The organism is Arthrobacter sp. TMP15 (assembly GCF_039529835.1).
Lineage (GTDB): Bacteria > Actinomycetota > Actinomycetes > Actinomycetales > Micrococcaceae > Specibacter.
Genome location: NZ_CP154262.1, coordinates 2,290,399 through 2,309,698, shown reverse-complemented (window position 1 = coordinate 2,309,698; position 19,300 = coordinate 2,290,399). Strand labels below are relative to the sequence as shown.

At 57.0% G+C, this 19,300-nt stretch carries 19 protein-coding genes; 18 read left to right on the top strand and 1 reads right to left on the bottom strand.

Annotated features, from left to right (window positions below; genetic code table 11):
* Positions 1-86: 86 nt before the first annotated feature.
* Positions 87-1,622, bottom strand: coding sequence for a glucose-6-phosphate dehydrogenase (locus AAFM46_RS10255; protein WP_343317625.1), 1,536 nt, complete (start codon positions 1,620-1,622; stop codon positions 87-89).
* 313 nt (positions 1,623-1,935) lie between these two features.
* Between AAFM46_RS10255 and ffh the strand changes: the two genes are divergently transcribed.
* The 18 genes from ffh (at position 1,936) to AAFM46_RS10165 (ending at position 19,298) form a co-directional block, all read left to right on the top strand.
* Positions 1,936-3,510, top strand: coding sequence for a signal recognition particle protein (gene ffh, locus AAFM46_RS10250; protein WP_283527823.1), 1,575 nt, complete (start codon positions 1,936-1,938; stop codon positions 3,508-3,510).
* A gap of 151 nt (positions 3,511-3,661) precedes the next feature.
* Positions 3,662-4,435 carry an alpha/beta hydrolase gene (locus tag AAFM46_RS10245; protein ID WP_343317624.1) on the top strand — a complete coding sequence of 258 codons (774 nt, stop codon included), beginning with the start codon at positions 3,662-3,664 and terminating at the stop codon, positions 4,433-4,435.
* A gap of 127 nt (positions 4,436-4,562) precedes the next feature.
* Complete coding sequence (locus tag AAFM46_RS10240; RefSeq protein WP_283527819.1) at positions 4,563-5,072, top strand: GNAT family N-acetyltransferase; 510 nt, start codon at positions 4,563-4,565, stop codon at positions 5,070-5,072.
* A 161-nt stretch (positions 5,073-5,233) separates the two neighbouring features.
* Positions 5,234-5,686 (top strand): hypothetical protein, encoded by a 453-nt coding sequence (locus AAFM46_RS10235; RefSeq protein ID WP_283527816.1) that lies wholly within the window; start codon positions 5,234-5,236, stop codon positions 5,684-5,686.
* A 333-nt stretch (positions 5,687-6,019) separates the two neighbouring features.
* Complete coding sequence (rpsP, locus tag AAFM46_RS10230) at positions 6,020-6,427, top strand: 30S ribosomal protein S16 (protein WP_283527814.1); 408 nt, start codon at positions 6,020-6,022, stop codon at positions 6,425-6,427.
* A gap of 1 nt (position 6,428) precedes the next feature.
* Entirely contained in the window at positions 6,429-6,671 is a 243-nt protein-coding gene (locus AAFM46_RS10225; protein ID WP_283527812.1) for an RNA-binding protein, read from the top strand.
* Between the two features lie 142 nt (positions 6,672-6,813).
* Entirely contained in the window at positions 6,814-7,383 is a 570-nt protein-coding gene (rimM, locus tag AAFM46_RS10220; protein WP_283527810.1) for a ribosome maturation factor RimM, read from the top strand.
* Positions 7,383-8,180, top strand: a complete 798-nt coding sequence (trmD, locus tag AAFM46_RS10215; RefSeq protein WP_343317623.1) for a tRNA (guanosine(37)-N1)-methyltransferase TrmD — start codon at positions 7,383-7,385, stop codon at positions 8,178-8,180. The genes rimM and trmD overlap by 1 nt, the downstream gene beginning before the upstream one ends.
* A 252-nt stretch (positions 8,181-8,432) precedes the next feature.
* Positions 8,433-8,792, top strand: a complete 360-nt coding sequence (gene rplS, locus AAFM46_RS10210; protein WP_283527806.1) for a 50S ribosomal protein L19 — start codon at positions 8,433-8,435, stop codon at positions 8,790-8,792.
* 16 nt (positions 8,793-8,808) lie between these two features.
* Positions 8,809-9,468, top strand: a complete 660-nt coding sequence (lepB, locus tag AAFM46_RS10205) for a signal peptidase I (RefSeq protein ID WP_343317622.1) — start codon at positions 8,809-8,811, stop codon at positions 9,466-9,468.
* A gap of 81 nt (positions 9,469-9,549) precedes the next feature.
* Positions 9,550-10,521, top strand: a complete 972-nt coding sequence (gene lepB / locus AAFM46_RS10200) for a signal peptidase I (protein WP_343317621.1) — start codon at positions 9,550-9,552, stop codon at positions 10,519-10,521.
* Positions 10,521-11,195 carry a ribonuclease HII gene (locus tag AAFM46_RS10195; protein WP_283527800.1) on the top strand — a complete coding sequence of 225 codons (675 nt, stop codon included), beginning with the start codon at positions 10,521-10,523 and terminating at the stop codon, positions 11,193-11,195. Before lepB (AAFM46_RS10200) ends, AAFM46_RS10195 begins: the two co-directional genes overlap by 1 nt.
* 85 nt (positions 11,196-11,280) lie before the next feature.
* A complete protein-coding gene (locus AAFM46_RS10190) occupies positions 11,281-11,613 on the top strand; it encodes a DUF2469 domain-containing protein (protein WP_343317620.1) in 333 nt (110 codons plus the stop codon).
* A gap of 194 nt (positions 11,614-11,807) precedes the next feature.
* Positions 11,808-14,009 carry a choline BCCT transporter BetT gene (gene betT, locus AAFM46_RS10185; protein ID WP_343317619.1) on the top strand — a complete coding sequence of 734 codons (2,202 nt, stop codon included), beginning with the start codon at positions 11,808-11,810 and terminating at the stop codon, positions 14,007-14,009.
* Complete coding sequence (locus tag AAFM46_RS10180; RefSeq protein WP_283527794.1) at positions 14,006-15,592, top strand: aldehyde dehydrogenase family protein; 1,587 nt, start codon at positions 14,006-14,008, stop codon at positions 15,590-15,592. Before betT ends, AAFM46_RS10180 begins: the two co-directional genes overlap by 4 nt.
* 3 nt (positions 15,593-15,595) lie before the next feature.
* The gene (locus tag AAFM46_RS10175) at positions 15,596-17,188 is read left to right on the top strand and encodes a GMC oxidoreductase (RefSeq protein ID WP_343317618.1); all 1,593 of its coding nucleotides are present in this window, start codon (positions 15,596-15,598) and stop codon (positions 17,186-17,188) included.
* A 200-nt stretch (positions 17,189-17,388) separates the two neighbouring features.
* Positions 17,389-17,745 (top strand): YraN family protein, encoded by a 357-nt coding sequence (locus AAFM46_RS10170; protein ID WP_283527790.1) that lies wholly within the window; start codon positions 17,389-17,391, stop codon positions 17,743-17,745.
* The gene (locus tag AAFM46_RS10165) at positions 17,745-19,298 is read left to right on the top strand and encodes a YifB family Mg chelatase-like AAA ATPase (protein WP_343317617.1); all 1,554 of its coding nucleotides are present in this window, start codon (positions 17,745-17,747) and stop codon (positions 19,296-19,298) included. The genes AAFM46_RS10170 and AAFM46_RS10165 overlap by 1 nt, the downstream gene beginning before the upstream one ends.
* Positions 19,299-19,300: the final 2 nt, after the last annotated feature.

Genomic DNA, 19,300 nt, shown 5'->3' with positions numbered 1-19,300 from the left:
GGCACTTAGGTGAGTGGAGAACTTACCTAAGTGCCGCCGTCGTCGGTCAGGAAATACTCCAGTATTATCCCGTTGGGAGGGAAAGCCTAGTCGTTGCTGGTGGTCCAATCACCGGGCCCATTAGAGCCGGCAGCATATTCCTCCATCGGGACTTTGTCAGCTTTCCATGCGGTGAAGGTTGGCTCCACAATACGCCAGCACTCTTCCGCAGTGTCACCGCGCACTGAAAGCAGGGGATCTGCCCGCAGAATGCCTTCCAAGACTTCGCCGTACGGCAGGAGCGGATCGCTGCCCAGCTCTGCTTCCAATCTGACCCGGTCAAGGGTGAAGACGTCACCTGGGCCATTGACATCAAGATCCAACACCAGAGTATCCGGACCGAAACCGATGTGTAGGCGCGTTGGGGCATCTATTCCCTTGAACCCAAGAGGCAGGTGCGGCACTGGTTTGAACGTCACCACCGCCTCCTTGCGTGAGTGGCCAACAGCCTTACCGGAACGCAAAATGAACGGTACTCCGGCCCAACGCCAATTGTTGATGTACACCTCCACCTCAGCCAGGGTCTCGGTATTATTGGCCGGATCCACGCCGTCTTCATCAACGTAACTGGGCACGTGACGTTTACCAATGGTGCCGGCGGTGTAGCGGGCCCGGCGGGTGTAATTGGCCAAATCACCACCGTTGCGGCCAATAGTGCTTGCGCGCAGAACTGTGGCAATGCTGGAGCGGACGTCCTGCTCACCCAAAGTTGCAGGGGGTTCCATTGCCATGATGCCCATGACTTGAAGCAGGTGGCTTTGAATCATGTCACGCCCGGCCCCGGCATGGTCGTAGTAGCGGGCCCGGTTCTCCAACGTCAGCGCCTCATCAAAGAAGATTTCGATCTTTTCAATATGCTCACCGTTCCAAGAGTGCTCCAGCAACCTGTTGGCAAAGCGAAGCCCCAAGATGTTCAGGACGGTGGACTTGCCCAAGAAGTGATCCACCCGGTGGATGTGGTCTTCGGGAACCAAGCTGGCCAGTGTGGCATTGAGTTCGCGAGCTGATTCAACGCTTGAACCAAACGGTTTTTCCATCACCAGACGAGTTCCCTCGGGCAGCTCTTCTGGAGTCAAAACCGAGCAGGCCTTTTGGCTTATTGCCGGGGGCAGGGCAAAATACAGGGCAACCGGGCCGGGAATATCTTTGAGGAATTTGCCCAAGGCACCCTTGGCTGTGACGTCAAGCTGATGGTAAGTGCTCTCTTTTTTGACTTGTTTGAGATCCTTGATCCCGGAGGCAGTGGATGACTTATCCGTTGATTTTTCGCTGGGGGAGAGGGCCTCGGAGAAACTCTCTTTGAGCCTTTCCTGCCACTGCTCAGCGGACCAGTCATCGTTGCCGGCGCCCACCAACGAGAGCCCGTCCGCCCGTCCTGAAGCAATCAAACGAGCCACCCCGGGCAGCAAAAGTCGACCCGTCAAATCGCCCGAGGCACCCAAAATAACAAGTGTCTTGATCCGCCCGTCGGAGCCGTTCGCCTGAACCGGGGGCCCGGCGTCGTGCGAGGCTTTTGAAGCCTTGGTTTTCGAGCTGGCCGAAGAGGAGGCATGAGTACTGGAAGCTGAGCTGGTTTTCTTCACACTTTCAGCATGCCACCAAGTCCAGAAAATTTCAGCACTTCCGGCGCTCAAGAGCGTGAAGTTTCATTTGGAACGTGCTTGTCAGGGACAATCACCGCTGGTGAGTTCCGGGTTGCGTGGCATGTGCAGCGAAGCGGCGCCGTAGTTGGTACCCTTGATAGTTGAGTCCCTCAGGAAAGGGAGTGGGACGGTGGTAAACGCCGTCTCGCCGGTCTCATCCTGATTACCGTAATTGCCGCGTCTCTTGCGCGGGCAGGCCCTGGCCAGCCCGCGCGGGCGTTGGTTAATCTCTGACGAAAGAAGTACGCGGCGCGTGTTCAACTCCCTATCTGATCGGTTGACAGCAACTTTCAAGAACCTCCGTGGCAAAGGCCGGCTAAGCGAAGCCGACGTCGATGCCACAGTGCGCGAGATCCGTCGAGCCCTTTTGGATGCCGACGTTGCCGTGCCGGTGGTTCGTGAGTTCACAGCCAAAGTGCGTGAGCGCGCGCTGGGCTCTGAGGTCAATGAGGCGCTGAATCCAGCTCAACAGATCGTTAAAATCGTCAACGAGGAACTCGTTGCCATTCTTGGTGGGGAAACCCGCCGCATTAACTTGGCTAAAAACCCGCCCACCGTCATCATGTTGGCCGGTTTGCAGGGTGCGGGTAAAACCACCCTCGCCGGAAAGCTGTCCAAGTGGCTCAAGGGCCAAGGGCACAGCCCACTGCTGGTTGCAGCGGATTTGCAGCGTCCCAACGCCGTCAAACAGCTCCAGGTTAACGGTGAGCGCGCGGGTGTCCCCGTTTTTGCCCCGCACCCCGGTGTTAGCAGCGAATTTGAAAGTGCCACCGGTGATCCTGTAGCCGTCGCCATGGCTGGTCTGGCTGAGGCAAAGGCCAAACTTCACGACGTCGTCATTGTTGACACCGCCGGACGTCTTGGTATCGACGCAGAGTTGATGAAGCAGGCTGCAGACATCCGCGCCGCCATCAACCCAGATGAAGTCCTCTTTGTTATAGACGCCATGATCGGCCAGGACGCTGTTAACACGGCTCAGGCGTTCAACGAAGGTGTGAACTTCACCGGTGTTGTTCTGACCAAGCTGGACGGCGATGCTCGCGGTGGTGCTGCGCTCTCCGTTGCCTCCATCACCGGCAAGCCCGTCATGTTTGCCTCAACGGGTGAGTCACTGGATGACTTCGAGCTGTTCCACCCAGACCGTATGGCCAGCCGCATCCTTGACATGGGTGACGTGCTCACGCTCATCGAGCAGGCTGAAAAGAACTGGGATAAGGGCGAAGCTGAGCGGATGGCGAAGAAGTTCGCCGACCAAGAAGATTTCACCCTCGATGACTTTCTGGCTCAAATGCAGCAGATTCGCAAAATGGGCTCCATGAAGAAAATGCTCATGATGATGCCAGGTGCCGCCAACATGCGCCAACAACTTGAGAATTTTGATGAGCGCGAGATCGACCGCGTTGAGGCCATTGTCCGTTCCATGACACCTCATGAGCGTGTGGCGCCCAAGATCATGAACGGCTCCCGCCGCTCCCGCATAGCCAAGGGTTCCGGCGTTCACGTTTCAGAGGTCAACGGGCTTCTGGAACGGTTTGGGCAGGCTCAGAAAATGATGAAGAAGATGGCTCAGGGTGGCGGGATTCCCGGTATGCCAGGTGTTGCGGGCCCGGGCGGATTCAGCAGTGCACGCAAGGGCAAGCAAGGGCCCAAGAAGAAGGCACGCTCCGGCAACCCGGCCAAAGCTGCCGCAGAGTTGAAAGCTGCTGCGGAGAAGGCCAGTGCGCCCAAGTCGCTGCCCACGGGTGCCGCATTTGGTGCGGGCGCCGAGGACTTTGATCCGGCTAGCCTGAACCTGCCGAAGGGGTTTGAGAAGTTCCTCGGCAAGTAAGCCACGCTACCTGCAAGGCCCTGTTCGGAAGTCAGTAACACCTCTGTTACTGACGCACCGGACGGGGCCTTTTGCTGTTCACGCACCAACCTTGTGCTGCTCGGGCACCAAAATGGGGCACTTTGTCAGTGGCCTCCGGTAGCCTGCATCAATGAGTAAAACCCGTATTGTGTTTGTGCATGGCATGGATGGTTATGGGGTTGCTGCCTGGCCCGCTCAACACACCCTCGCCGGGAACTACGATTGTTTGTTTCTCAAGCGGACCGGTTTTGACGCCGTAGAGTTCCCTGTCGCCGGCGACTTCGCCGCCGACGCCCGCATTGTCATTGATGCGTTGGGAAGGGGCGGCCATCTGGTGGCCCACGCCCAGGGTGCTGTCGCCGCCATGATGGCAGCTGTGGAACGTCCCGATCTAATCCGGTCGCTAGTTTTGGTGGAACCTGCGCTACTGTCGCTGACGGCAGAACTGCCTGCAACCACTGCATACCGTGAACTTGTGGAACCGTTGTTTGCCCGAAGTGCGGAACTGACAGATACTGCCTTTTCTGCCGAGTTCAGACGGTTAACCGGTGCCATGACGGGCCCAGGTAATGCTGGGCAAAGCACTGCTCACAGTACGGTTCACAGTTCAACGGGAATGACGCGCCTAGCACCGGCAGAATCCTCAGCCAGAACCGCGGCGCGTGTTCACTTACAGGCCCCGTTGTGGGATGCGCCGTTGCACATAGTTCCCGGTGTACCCACTCTTGTACTAACAGGAGGCTGGGAACCCCTCTACGAAGAAATAGCCGAGTATCTCACCACAACGGGTGCCATGCATCGGATGACACCTGGTGGACACCGCCCGCACGACCACCCCGAAGGTGTTCAAATAATCACAGAGTATATTGCTGAGCAGACGCTGGCCACCACAGATGACCGCTGACGCCGGCGTAACCGCCCTGCTCTTCACAGTGCACCAATATCACGATGCACCAATATGCGGCGCACCAATACGCGGCGCACCAATACGCGGCGCAGGGAGATGGCTGTCATGTCGGTAGGATCGCTCTATGTTTGAAATTCGTCCGGCAGCTCTGAGCGAGTTTGCCTTGCTGCCTGCCGTCGAGGCGGAAGCCGACCATGCCTTTGAAACGCTGGAGCCACCCCTGTCCATTGCCAACTTTGCACCTCTGGGCATGCCGGCAGATTATGCTGACGCGTTTCACATCATGGTGGCCGGGCGTCCGCCGGTTGGTTTTGTGCAGTTAGAAATCGTGGATGGCCAAGCCCACCTGGAACAACTTTCTGTCAGTCCTGAGTTCGCACGGCAGGGTATTGGCCGTTCATTAGTGACGGCCGCAAAGGCATGGGCGGCGGAGGCTGGCTTCAAGTCCATGACGCTCTGTACCTTTGCCGAAATACCTTTCAACGGGCCCTTTTATGCAAGCTGCGGGTTCGCGGAGGTTGTATCGGGGCAGTGGCAAGGCGAAATGAGAGCCCGTCTTCAGCACGAACGCGAACTTCAAATGGCCGCTGTGGGTCGACGAATTGTCATGAGAGTCGACCTGAACCAGCGCTAGTAAAGCTACGTGTCTCCCAAGTAACCTAGCTCAGCCGGTGAGGCCGGGGCTGTGGACAAAGCAGATTCAAGTTAGGGTTGGTTCCGGAGCTCGCCGTGAACCAAATACGGGGGCTTCCCCGGAACATTTCAGTGCCGGAACCCAACTTGAAAGGCTTGTGCGTGGCCAATTACTCAGAGTTCTTCATTGCCGACCACCACCAGGCGGTTGCTCGCGCCAAGGCGCGACAGGCTGGAAAATCACCTGCCATGGACGTGCCCGTGCTGCCCACTCCCGGCCTGAGTGACTTCGAGTTTGAAGTACTCGGTGAGTTTGCCGTCAATAAGGTCCATGCAACAGGAGTGGCTGCAGAGCTGAGTCTTGTGGATATTGAGTTGGATAATTTGTTTGCTGTTCCTGATGCGCTCCTTGAAGTTTTTGCAGAGCTGAACGCCCCGGAGGATCCCGAGGATGTTGTGGATCTTGCCGCGCAATGGGCCCAGGCCGAAGAGATGGAATCCACTCCTGCGGTAACCGAGCCGTTGCTGCGTGCTTTGACGGGTATGGCGGTTGCTGCCATGTCGGCGGCCGAAGACAACGCCAAGATGGGTCTGTTCTTCTACTCCGCCGAGTAGTTCTGGGCGCCGCCACGAATTTTCTTTCGCCAGTTGCCACTTATGGTGTCCAGATCGCCCGTTACGGCACCGTAAGTGGCAACTCGCGGATGTCAGGACCTCGCCGCGGCCGCCCAAGAGCTTAAATGCGGTGCCATGATGAACAACACGTGGGCATCAGAACGCAACACGTTCCATGTAGCAAAGTTTTTCTGGCATAATAAAGATGTACTCGATCCGTGTGGCCCCTCTCTCCACTTGATGATCGTGTCCTTAGAAATCCGAAGATCGGCCCGCCCCACGGGAGCGTGACACGGAATTCGCCCCTTTTTCGAACCAGGAGTAACCACAAAAGTGGCCGTAAAGATTCGCCTTAAGCGCTTTGGTAAAATGCGTGCACCGTACTACCGCATCGTCGTCATGGACTCACACTCAAAGCGTGATGGCCGTGCGATCGAAGAAATCGGTAAGTACCACCCGACCGAGCAGCCTTCATTCATTGAGGTCAAGAGCGACCGTGCGCAGTACTGGCTCGGCGTTGGCGCTCAGCCGTCTGAACCTGTTGCCAAGATCTTGAAGATCACCGGTGACTGGCAGAAGTTCAAGGGCATCAAGGGCGCCGAAGGCACCTTGAAGACCAAGGCCCCCAAGGAAGCATTCGTTGCTCCTGAGGCCAAGAACGTTGTTGTTAAGGAAGCCATCACCAAGAAGGCCAAGAAGGCCGACGACGCTGAGGCGCCCGAGAGCACCGAGGCCGAGTAACTTGTTGGCTGAAGCGCTGGAGCATCTTGTCCGCGGGATTGTTGACTCTCCCGAGGACGTGCAGGTGAGCGTCAAGACCAATCGCCGCGGGGAATCCCTCGAGGTGCGCGTTCATCAAGACGACCTCGGCCGGGTTATTGGCCGACAGGGCCGCACCGCACGTGCTTTGCGCACAGTGGTAGCTGCACTGGCCAACGGTGAACCGGTGCGTGTTGACGTTGTTGACACGGACCGTCGCCGCTAACCTGTCCCACGGAACTTGGTATCGCCTTAGCGCGAACTAAAGCAAGTTTCCAGCAGCTAAGCCAAATGTTTGGCCCCGGCACCATAATGGTGACGGGGCCAAATTTTTTCCCCATCATTATATAAATACGTAAGGAATCCCCATGCAGGTTCAGGTTGCCCGAATTGGCAAACCCCACGGTATCCGTGGAGAAGTGACGGCATTGGTTCTCACCGATGCCCCTGATTCCCGGTTTGCCGTCGGCACCGAATTCGTTGTTGAACCGGCAACGCTGGGAGTCCTGACTGTCAAGAGCTCGCGCTGGAACAAGGATATTCTCCTGCTCGGTTTCGAAGGTACCACCACCCGCAATGAAGCAGAATTGTTGCGTGGTGCCACCTTGTACTTTGAATCCGAAGATGACCAGGACGACGACGCCTGGTACGAACACGAGCTGCTGAACCTTGAGGTTCGTGTTGGCGATGCAAAGGTTGGCAAGGTCACTGGCTTGCGCACCCAGGCCGTGCAGGACCTGCTGATTGTGCAAGACAATGAGGGGGATGAAGTTCTGGTTCCGTTCGTGGATGAGATAGTCCCGGAAGTGAATATCGAAGAAGGTTTCGTTTTGCTGACTCCTCCCGCTGGCCTCTTTAGCGTTAATAAAGAAGTATCAGCGAGCGATGAATCCGGCGAGGCTGCGGACTTAGATGGCACAGAAAATAGCGGCAAATAATGCGTTTTGACGTCGTGAGTATTTTCCCCGAGTATCTGGCGCCCTTGGACCTGAGCCTTATTGGCAAGGCCCGCGCCGAGGGAATTCTGGAGCTCGTTGTCCATGACCTGCGCAGCTACACCGCGGATCGGCACCGTACTGTTGACGACACCCCCTATGGTGGTGGCGCGGGGATGGTTATGAAACCCGAACCGTGGGCGCAGGCTTTGGAGGACATAAGCGCTGTCTCGGCCGTGTCCGACGGCGCTCGGCCCACCTTGATTGTGCCTTCACCTGCCGGGGAAGTGTTTAACCAAAAGCTTGCCTACGAGTTGGCCGGTGAAGAGCACTTGGTCTTTGCCTGCGGACGGTATGAGGGCATTGATGAGCGCGTACTTGATTGGGCCGCCAGTGAATACACGGTGCGTCCTGTCAGCTTGGGAGACTATGTTCTCAACGGTGGCGAAGTGGCAGTCTTGGCCATGGTTGAGGCCATCGGACGCCTAATACCTGGCGTGGTGGGAAACCCGGAGTCACTTATTGAAGAATCCCATTCCGATGGGCTGCTTGAATACCCGGTTTACACCAAACCCTCGAGCTGGCGCGATCATGAGGTCCCCGAGGTGCTCCTTAGCGGCAACCACGGAAAGATCGCCAAATTCCGCAAAGAACTCCAGCTGCGTAGAACTTCGCAGCGACGTCCGGACCTGATTGACGCCCTTGATGTCTCCAACTTCAGTAAAACGGATCGAAACGTGCTGTGGGACCTGGGTTACGCCGTGGTCGAGGGAAGAGCAGTTCGCCGCGACAACGAATGAACCAGGCGTAGTGAGACCATGGTGCGTACCGAACTGAATTAGTTATTGAGTCGCCATCTGTGGCAAAATGAACAGATGTGCCTACTGGGCGTGTTCCTGCCACAGGGGGAACACTAGCCAACAGGGCGGCACACCGGTGATCCAATCGAGGTATCCGGTCCAATTTTTTCGATTCCCATGACAGGCTTTGTGCCGTCCATGAAAATCGTGACACAAAGTAAATGACCTGTGGCGTTTACCTGGAGTGAGAAAATGCATCTTCTCGATTCTGTTGACGCAGCCAGCCTGCGCAGCGACATTCCCGCCTTCCGTGCCGGGGACACCCTCAACGTTCACGTGAACATCATTGAAGGTTCCCGCTCACGTGTCCAGGTGTTCAAGGGCTTTGTCCTTGGCCGCCAGGGCGACGGCATCCGCGAGACCTTCACGGTCCGCAAGGTCTCCTTCGGTTGCGGTGTTGAGCGTACCTTCCCGGTACACTCCCCGGTACTGGACAAGATTGAAGTTGTCACCAAGGGTGATGTACGCCGCGCTAAGCTGTACTACATGCGTAGCCTGCGTGGCAAGGCAGCAAAGATCAAGGAAAAGCGCGACAACGTTCCCGCCAAGTAAAAAAAGGAACCGCACTTTGACTCAAGCGAAACGCCAGACCAGGAAACTGGGCTGGCGTTTCGTTGTTTTGGCAGTTGCCATCATCTTTGTTTTCTTGGCGTTGGTCCGCAACATCTGGGTGGATGTCTACTTCATTCCTTCAGAATCAATGGAGCCACTGCTGCTAACTGGTGACCGCGTCTTAGTCTCTCGGACCATTTTTGCAAAGGTGCCTATTGAGCGTGGGGATGTTGTTGTTTTTGACGGGCGAGGTTCCTTCGCACCCTGGAAATCCGGTGCTGGCCCGCTTGCTGACGGGGTGGTGGGTGCTGGCCAGTGGCTTGGTCTGGTGCCCAATGACAACGTTTATGTAAAACGGGTGCTGGGCGTGGCTGGAGATACGGTGAAATGTTGTTCGGCTGATGGTCTCCTGGAAATTAACGGGGTGCCTGTGACCGAGAGTTATCTTTATCCGGGGGATGAGCCCAGCGTGGTGACGTTCACTGTGAGCGTTCCGCAGGGTAAATTGTGGCTTATGGGCGATCACCGAAGCGTGTCTTTAGATTCGCGTTCACTGTTGGGTGCTCCCGGTGGCGGGTTGATCTCCACTTCAAAAGTCATTGGCTCCCCACTTGCAACCGTGTGGCCGTTGGATCGGTTGCACGTCATCGACAGCAACAGCGATGCGGCGCCCTAAGAGCTGAGTCGTTCGTAGTTTACGCGCCGTCAGCGGTGCGCCAAGACACATTTCTGCTTGACTTTGCTAAGGAAATTTACGTTGATCCAAGACAGTGTTCCGGAGAAATCCGATGACGCCGAACCCCATGACGCCGAACCCCACGGCGGTGGTTCCCAAGAGTCTACAGTGGCACACGTGCCCCACGACTCCGCTAGCTCGCAGAGCCCAGCGGACGCTCATGACACCGAAGGCGGGCATGCACGGCACTCAACTGCGGGTCGGCACAGCACCAACGCCACCAACACTGATGGCACCAACAGCACCAGCACCAACGGCGATGGGACGCTCGCTCACCGTCTTGGCCGCCAGGCGTGGTCGTGGGGCAAGGAACTGTTGATCATCATTGTGATCGCGGTTGTCTTGTCATTTTTAATCAAAACATTTTTGTTCCGGGCATTCTTCATCCCCTCTGGGTCGATGGAAAACACGCTGCAGGTCGATGACCGGATCTTCGTAAACTTACTGGTGCCGGAACCATTTGCACTTAAGCGCGGGGACGTTGTTGTTTTCAAAGACACCCAAAACTGGCTCAAGCCAGAGCCTACAAGTGAGAGTCCCCTTGGTTGGGTGAGCAAGGTGGCGACCTTCATTGGTTTGGCACCGGATAGCTCACAGCAGCACCTCGTCAAGCGCGTGATTGGCATGCCAGGGGACAAAGTCAGGTGCTGCGACGCTGATGGAAAATTGAGTATTAACGGCCAAGCCATCACCGAACCGTACCTGTTTCCCGGTGCTTCACCGTCGGAGACTACCTTCGAAGTTACCGTTCCCGAGGGGCATTTGTGGGTTATGGGCGATCATCGCAACAACTCCCAAGACTCCCGCTACCACAACAGCTACAACAACACCGGCTTTGTCCCCATTGCCGATGTGGAAGGCCGTGCTGTTGTGATTGCCTGGCCCGTGACCCATTGGGGGATCCTGGGCAACCACCCGGAGGTTTTTAACGAAGTCCCTAATCCAACGAGCTCAAGTGTGGGCTCTGCGGCGCACGTGCCAGCAGGTCAGTAATGGTTGCTACTGCACCCACTCTTGAGTGGGAACGCGAACTTGCCTCTCGCGGGTTTGCGGTTGTTGCGGGGTGCGATGAAGTGGGGCGTGGCTCACTTGCCGGTCCCGTCAGTGTAGGAGTGGTCATTATTCGCCCAGCCTCGGCCAGCGAGCTACCAGGGGTTAAAGACAGTAAGCTCCTTCGCATTCCTGTGCGCCAGGCGCTCGTTCCAGCAATTGTGGACTGGGCGCAGGCTAGTGCCGTAGGGCATGCGGCCGCCCACGAAATCGATGCTGTGGGCCTTGTGAGTGCACTGCGTTTGGCTGGCCAACGGGCCATGGCACAAGCTGCTGCAGTGCTGATGCCAGATTTTGTTATTTTGGATGGCAACCAAGATTGGCTCTCTGAGCCTGTCCATGAAGATCTTGGCCTTTTTGCAACAGCTGCCCCGCAGGGACCACCCGCACCTTGGCAGGTCCAGACTCGCATTAAAGCGGACCTGACCTGCCTGTCAGTCGCCGCGGCTAGTGTCCTTGCCAAGGTTGAACGCGACGGCATGATGAGCCAGCTCGCCCAAGAGTTCCCGGCGTTTGGGTGGGAGTCGAATATGGGCTATGGAACAGTCAGTCACCGGGCTGCTATTGCTCAACTAGGTCCCACAGACCACCACCGCAAAAGCTGGCGTCTAGTATAATCAGTGCCGTGGAGGTCGCCGTGCTGAGATGAGTTTGCTCCCGGGCCCGTTGGGTAAGTGCGTGTTCGTGATGGATGATGGAAGCATGAGCGCTGAGGATCTGGAAAACTACGAAACTGACATGGAGTTGCAGCTTTACCGCGAGTACCGCGACGTGGTGAACCTGTTCAGCTATGTGGTTGAAACGGAACGACGATTTTATTTAGCTAACCATGTGGATTTACAGGCCCGGTCAGCTGACGGCGAGGTGTACTTTGATCTGACGTTGCAGGATGCCTGGGTCTGGGACGTGTACAGGACAGCCCGTTTTGTGAAGAACGTGCGAGTCATCACTTTCAAGGACGTCAACGTCGAGGAACTGATCAAATCTGATGACCTGCGGGTCCCCAAGGACAGCCAGCTGGGACCGCTTGGTTAAGTCCCGCCGTCGTCCTAGCCCCGTGAGGTTGGAGATAATGACGCCTCCACGGCTTTCCCGGTATTGAGGAAGACTCGGAAGAGGGCCATTTAGTCAGCATTTAGCACATTAGGATGTGATATTCATCCTAAAACCCTGGCAGTAACATGTCCGGAAGCACGAACTCAGCTGCGGGTGCTTGTTACGATGCAATCATGAGTCGAAACAAAAGTGTCGAATCCCCGCCCAAGAGCACAGGTGCTGTATCCACTGAAAATACGGACGATGGTGATACCGGAGACCGCATCAACAAAGTAGTCTTTTTTGGGGCCGCAGGTGGTGTGCTGGCCATCGCTCTCTGGGCCATCATTGATCAGGAGGGCGCCGATTACATCATTAACAGCGTGGTGGGATGGGTCGGTTCCACGTTCGGCTGGTACTACTCGTTAGTGATTGTCCTGGTGCTGGCCTTCGTGATTGCCGTAGCCGTCAGCAAGGTTGGCAAGACCCGGCTAGGGCCTGACCACTCGAGGCCAACTTTCAACCTGTTCACATGGACAGCAATGTTGTTTGCCGCCGGCATTGGGATCGACCTGATGTTCTTCTCGGTCTCAGAGCCTGTTGCACAATTTCTGGCGCCGCCGGCTGGAGAGGGTGGCACCGTTGAGGCTGCCCGTCAAGCCTTGGCCTGGACCCTGTTTCACTACGGCATCCTCGGATGGGGGCTGTACGCACTGATGGGCCTGGCCTTGGGCTATTTCGCCTACCGTCACAACCTGCCGTTGAGCATCCGTTCGGCGCTATTTCCTATCCTCGGCAAACGTATTCACGGCCGCATAGGTGATGCCGTTGACATTGCTGCGGTGCTGGGCACAATTTTTGGTATCGCCACTTCCTTGGGAATCGGTGTTGCACAGCTGAACTTTGGGTTGTACTTCATGTTCGGCATCCCGGAAAATACTGGTATCCAAATAGTCTTGATCGCCGTTGCCGTCATTATGGCAACCATCTCCGTACTGACCGGAGTGGAAAAGGGAATTCGCCGGCTCTCTGAACTCAACGTGATCTTGTGTATTGCTTTGATGGTGTTTGTTCTCATCGCAGGCAAGACCGGCTACCTGCTCGATGGGATCGTACTGAACATTGGTGACAGCATCTCCCGCTTCCCGAGCATGGCGCTGAACACGTTTGCCTACGACCGTCCGGATGAGTGGCTTAACGGCTGGACCTTGTTCTTCTGGGCCTGGTGGATTGCCTGGGCCCCGTTTGTAGGCCTGTTCCTGGCACGTATCTCACGCGGACGCACCATTCGCCAATTCGTTGGTGGAGTACTTGTGGTGCCTTTCGCCTTCATCCTGCTGTGGATTTCAATCTTCGGTAACAGTGCCCTGGACGTAGTTCGTAGTGGCAACACAGCATTTGGCGAACTAGCCATGAATACTCCCGAGCGCGGCTTCTACACGATGCTTGACCAATACCCCGGGGTGACTTTCACGGCGGCCATAGCAACGTTTACCGGCCTGCTTTTCTATGTCACAAGTGCCGACTCCGGGGCCCTGGTCATGGCTAACTTCACTTCGAGATTGAAAAATCCAGAGGCCGACGGCGCCAAATGGGTTCGTGTCTTTTGGTCAATGGCCACCGGGCTACTGACGCTATCGATGCTTCTGGTGGGTGGTGTCAGCACGCTGCAAAGCGCTACGGTCATCATGGGCCTGCCTTTCTCCGTGGTGTTGCTGTTCATCATGCTGGGTCTATTCAAGGCGCTTCGGGTGGAGAGTGCGCTAGCAGGCAGCTACCGCGCCGGACTTCATGGTGTGCTCTCTTCCAGAGCCGGTGGCTCAGGCCCCGAGAACCGCAGAAGCTGGAAACAACGGTTGGCACGAGCAGTCAACTATCCCGGCAGGCGGCAAGCACACAAATTCATGGAGGAGGTTGCCCGCCCGGCTCTGGCTGAGGTTCGGGATGAATTTACTGCCCAGGGCATTGAAGCCACGTTGGACTTCGGGACCGTGGAACCAACAGGTATTGGGACAGCAGACCTGGTTATTCATCTTGGCGAGGAGAGGGCTTTCAAGTACCAGGTCTATCCTGTCCAGCAAGAAGTGCCTTCCTATGCCAAGTCCTCCGTAAAAACGGAGCACTACTACCGTATGGAAGTGTTCTCCCTTGAAGGCAGCCATGGTTATAACCTCTTTGGCTCCAACAGGGAACAGGTCATTGCTGATGTCCTTGACCACTATGAAGTACATGTGGCCTTCCTGCACCAAAGCGGCGGAGCCACCGGTGTCAGCAAAATTGCTGAAGCCAGCGAAGCTAAGACGGACTGGGAGGGAGACTTTGACACTGTTGATGACCTTCCCGCAAATGTCGCAACCACACCACCGAACAACGGATTGGATGAGGAAACACCATGACCGAAAAAAACCATGTGGAGCCGACCAACACTAGGGCCAAAAGCATGTTCATCGGAGGCGCCTGGGCACCTGCCGCCGCCGGCGGGACCCGCGAAATTTTCTGCCCCGCTGATGGACGGCTGGTGGCGAGCGTTTCGGAAGGAACGGCAGAAGACTCCGAACGGGCTATTGCAGCAGCCCGCACTTCATTTGACTCCGGCGTGTGGTCTTCAGTGCCTGCACCGCAACGCGGAGACTTCCTGCTCAAAGTAGCCACTCGGCTTCGGGAGCGGAAGGAAGAATTTGCTCGCGCCGAATCCGAAGATACAGGCAAACGGATCCTCGAAAGCCGTCTGGACATGGATGACATTGCCGCATGCTTCGAGTACTTCGGACGGTTGGCAGGCCAAGATGCCGGGCGCATTGTCGATGCTTCGGATAACAACGTACTTTCACGTATTGTGTACGAACCCGTCGGTGTGTGCACCATGATCACACCCTGGAATTACCCGCTGCTTCAGGCGGCATGGAAGATTGCTCCGGCCTTGGCGGCCGGATGTTCCTTTGTTCTCAAGCCAGCCGAACTGACCCCATCCACAGCAATCTTGATGCTGGATGTTCTGGATGAACTTGGACTGCCGGCAGGGGTTGCCAACCTCGTCACCGGAGCCGGTGCTGACGTTGGCCCACCGCTGTCAAGCCACCCGGATGTAGACATGGTCTCCTTCACCGGCGGATTGATCACAGGACGCGGCATTGCTGCTTCCGCTGCTGGAACCGTAAAAAAGGTTGCGCTGGAGCTCGGCGGCAAGAACCCGAACGTGATCTTCGCAGATGCAGACTTTGATGCTGCACTGGATAACGCGCTCAACGGGGCCTTTGTTCACTCAGGGCAAGTATGCTCAGCTGGCGCCCGCCTGCTGGTGGAGGAATCCATAGCCGAAGACTTCGTGACTGAACTGGTGCGTCGTGCAAACGGCATCCGCCTAGGCGGACCCTATGATGAGGACGCCGAAACCGGTCCGCTCATCTCGGCAGCTCACCTGGAAAAAGTTGATGGCTACGTACGCAAGGGCCGAGAAGAAGGTGCTCGAATCCGCTGCGGTGGACGCCCCGCTACGGCTGCCGAGGTCGGTGCTGCACGCGGTGCGGTGAAGGACACCGGCATCGAAGGGCCCAAGGCCGAGGGGCACTACTACCTGCCCACTGTCATTGACCAGGTCACTTCCGGTATGTCTGTGCTCACTGATGAGGCGTTTGGACCTACCATCACCGTTGAAACTTTCCGCACTGAGGACGAGGCAGTAGCCCTAGGTAACGACACCATCTACGGCCTGGCCGGGGCAGTCTGGACACAAGACGCCAGCAGGGCTCAACGTATTGCTGGGCGTCTGCGTCACGGAACTATCTGGATCAACGACTTTCATCCGTACCTCCCGCAGGCTGAATGGGGTGGCTTTGGCCAGTCCGGAGTGGGCCGCGAACTTGGCCCCACAGGCATGGGCGAGTACCAGGAAGCAAAGCATATTTACCAGAACCTTGACCCGCAAGTCACCGGTTGGTTCGCTGACCACGGCTCGAGCCCCAGCCAGGAGGAGAACTAGACAATGAGCATGATTGAAGATGCAGCCAACCGCGACTTTGACTACATTGTCATTGGTGGTGGTTCGGCCGGAGCCGCTGTGGCAGCCCGCCTTAGCGAAGATCCCGCCGTCGAGGTGGCTCTAGTGGAGGCAGGTCCTGACGACCGCGAACTGCCTGAGATCCTCCAACTTGATCGGTGGATGGAGCTTTTGGAATCCGGGCTTGACTGGGATTACCCCATTGAGAAACAGGAGAACGGCAATTCCTTTATGCGCCATGCCCGTGCACGGGTCATGGGCGGTTGTTCCAGCCATAACTCCTGCATCGCTTTTTGGGCACCGCGTGAAGATTTGGATGACTGGGAGAGGGTGTACGGTGCCAAAGGTTGGAATGCGAAGATGGGCTACCGTCTGTTCAAGCAGCTTGAAAGCAATGAGGATGCTGGCCCCGACGCCGCGCACCATGGAGACAGCGGACCGGTAAAGATTATGAATGTCCCCGCAGCTGATCCGTGTGGGGTCGCGCTGCTGGATGCGTGTGAACAAGCCGGAATTCCTCGGGCGAAGTTCAATAATGATGTCACTGTTGTCAATGGTGCGAACTTCTTCCAAATCAACCGTCAGCCAGATGGAACGCGCGCATCCAGCTCCGTTTCTTACATTCATCCGATCATGGACCGGAAGAATTTTACGTTGCTCACTGATCTGCGGGCCCGCGAACTAACCTTTGACGAGGCGAACAAGTGCACGGGTGTCAATGTGGTGGATTCGGCTTTTGGTCGCACTCACACGTTGAAGGCCAACCGCGAGGTTATTGTCTCCGCCGGGGCCATTGACACACCGAAATTGTTGATGCTCTCAGGCATTGGCCCGGGCGAGCAACTGCGTGAGCACGGCATCGCAGTGCGCGTGGACGCGCCGGGAGTTGGCGAGAACCTGCAGGACCACCCCGAGGCTGTCATCCAGTGGGAGGCGAAGAAGCCCATGGTGGAGGAATCCACACAGTGGTGGGAGATTGGCATCTTCTCACAGACGCGCAGTGGGTTGGACCGGCCGGATTTGATGATGCACTATGGTTCCGTTCCGTTCGATATGCACACACTGCGTCAGGGCTACCCCACGACTGAGAACGGGTTCTGCCTCACTCCAAACGTCACTCACGCTAAATCGCGGGGCACTGTCAAGTTGGCGAGCCGGGATTTCCGCGACAAACCCAAGGTGGATCCGCGCTATTTCACGGATGAGGCGGGCCATGACATGACCGTCATGATCGCGGGTATACGCCGGGCCCGAGACATTATTTCTCAGCCGGCCATGTCCGAGTGGGCGGGAACTGAGCTCTACCCGGGCAAGGATGTGCAAAGCGATGAAGAGATTGCAGATTACATCCGCCGCACGCACAACACTGTTTATCACCCGGCCGGAAGCGTGCGCATGGGTGCTGATGATGACGCACTGGCCCCGGTAGATTCGGAGTTGCGGGTCAAGGGTGTCACAGGGCTGCGCGTGGCTGACGGTTCTGTCATGCCGGAGCTGACTAGCGTTAACCCCAACATCACCACCATGATGATTGGGGAGCGCTGTGCCGAGCTTGTCCGGGCGAGCGCTGTTAACTAGATTCTGACTCGCTTAACTCTGGTTCACTAAACCCGAGTACGACGCCGGTGACTTGCCTTGGTGGGCGGGTCACCGGCTTCGTGCGTTCTGGGGTGCTTTGTTCCCCCACAGGGGGCTGCGATTGGTGAGACTATCCACAATCGGTGTCCTGGCACTGTTGCTGGCATCCAATGCGAGCCAAGCTGACATTGGAGGCTGTTATGAGAGCAAAAGATGCGTTGGGTCAGTCCGGTGAACGGGTGGCAGCTGATTATCTGGAGGACCGCGGTATCCGGGTGATTGATAGTAACTGGCGGTGTGCCAGCGGTGAGATTGACCTTGTTGCCCTTGATGGAAATGAACTCGTCATAGTTGAAGTCAAGACACGCAGGTCGCGGCGGTATGGGGATCCGCTTGAAGCGTTGACACGGATTAAACTGTTGCGCCTACGAACTTTGGCGGTGTTGTGGGCGCGCGAACACCAACACGTCATTGGTACCGTGCGAATTGACGCTGTTGGCATCATCATGGACCACTCGGGCCCACCCAGCATTGACCATCTCAAGGGCGTGGCCTGATGGGGATGGGGCGTGCCCTTGCCGTGGCCCTGGTTGGTTTAAATGGCCACGTCATAGAAGTTGAAGCCGACATTGGCCAGACCCTGCCCAACTTTATTCTCCTAGGACTCCCAGATGCCTCATTATCAGAAGCACGGGAGCGGATTCGATCGGCGGCGCAAAACTCTGGGATTCCATTGAGTCGGCGTAAAATAACTGTCAATTTAGTACCAGCTTCTCTACCTAAAAAGGGCTCTGGCTTTGACTTGGCCATTGTTATGGCTGCCCTCAACGCTGCGGGCGATGTTCGGCGAACCGGCAGCACTGTCTTCCTTGCTGAACTCGGACTTGATGGACGGTTGCGGGCGGTCCGGGGAGTCCTGCCCGCAGTTCTTGCCGCGTTGTCTGCCGGGTACAAGGAATTTGTTGTGGCAGGTGCCAATCTCGCTGAAGCGCAGCTAGTAAGTGGAGCCAAGGTTCGCGGCTACGACTGCTTGGCACAGGTGGTCGCTGACTTTGAGGCCAACCCCCAAGAACTCATAGGCCTTGAAGGCGTCACTGCGGCCGGCATTGAAACCGCTCAGCCGGTAAGCGGTGTAGTGGCAAACCACGAGAAAGTGGATTTGTCCGAGGTAGCAGGCCAAACAGTGGCGCGTCTTGCGTTGGAGATCGCGGCCGCGGGTGGGCACCATCTGATGATGATAGGACCACCCGGCTCAGGAAAAACCATGCTGGCCGAGCGGCTGCCCGGACTACTACCGGATCTCAACGATGCCCAGGCCATGGAAGTCACTGCCATTCATTCCCTTGAACATAGAGCATCTGGACTTGTTGGGCTTATACGGCGCCCGCCTTATGAGCGGCCGCATCATTCCGCTAGCACAGCAGCCATTATTGGTGGGGGTAGCGGCATACCGCGTCCTGGTGCCGCTACCCGCGCTCATCGAGGCGTGCTCTTCTTAGATGAGGCGCCCGAGTTTGATAAACGTGTATTGGATGCACTGCGGCAGCCTCTGGAAAGTGGGGAGCTTGTGCTCCATCGCTCCGCCGGAACGGCATCTTACCCCGCCCGTTTCCAACTTGTCATGGCCGCCAACCCCTGTCCTTGCGGAAAGGCAACGGGCAAAGGAATCAATTGCGAATGCACACCCATGGCACGTAGGCGCTATTTTGGTCGGCTTTCGGGTCCTCTGCTTGACCGGGTGGACATTCAGCTGCAGGTCAATAAGGTACAGCTCTCACAGCTGTCCGATTCTGCACAGCGTGAATCAAGCGCCCAGGTGGCAAAACGGGTAGAGATGGCCCGCGACATTGCTGGCGAGAGACTAAAAAAGTGGGGCTTGGTTCACAACGCTGATCTCACGGGCCGGGTGCTGCGTGGTCCTCTGCGGTTGGGTGGCCATGACACAGCGCTTTTGGACAGGGCGATGGGGACGGGGGTACTCAGCGCACGGGGTTATGATCGCGTTTTGAGATTGGCGTGGACGGTGGCAGATCTTCAAGGACGTGAGCGACCCGGCAGCGATGATGTGGGGTTGGCGTTGACATTGCGGCAACGAGGTGAGGGATTGTGAAT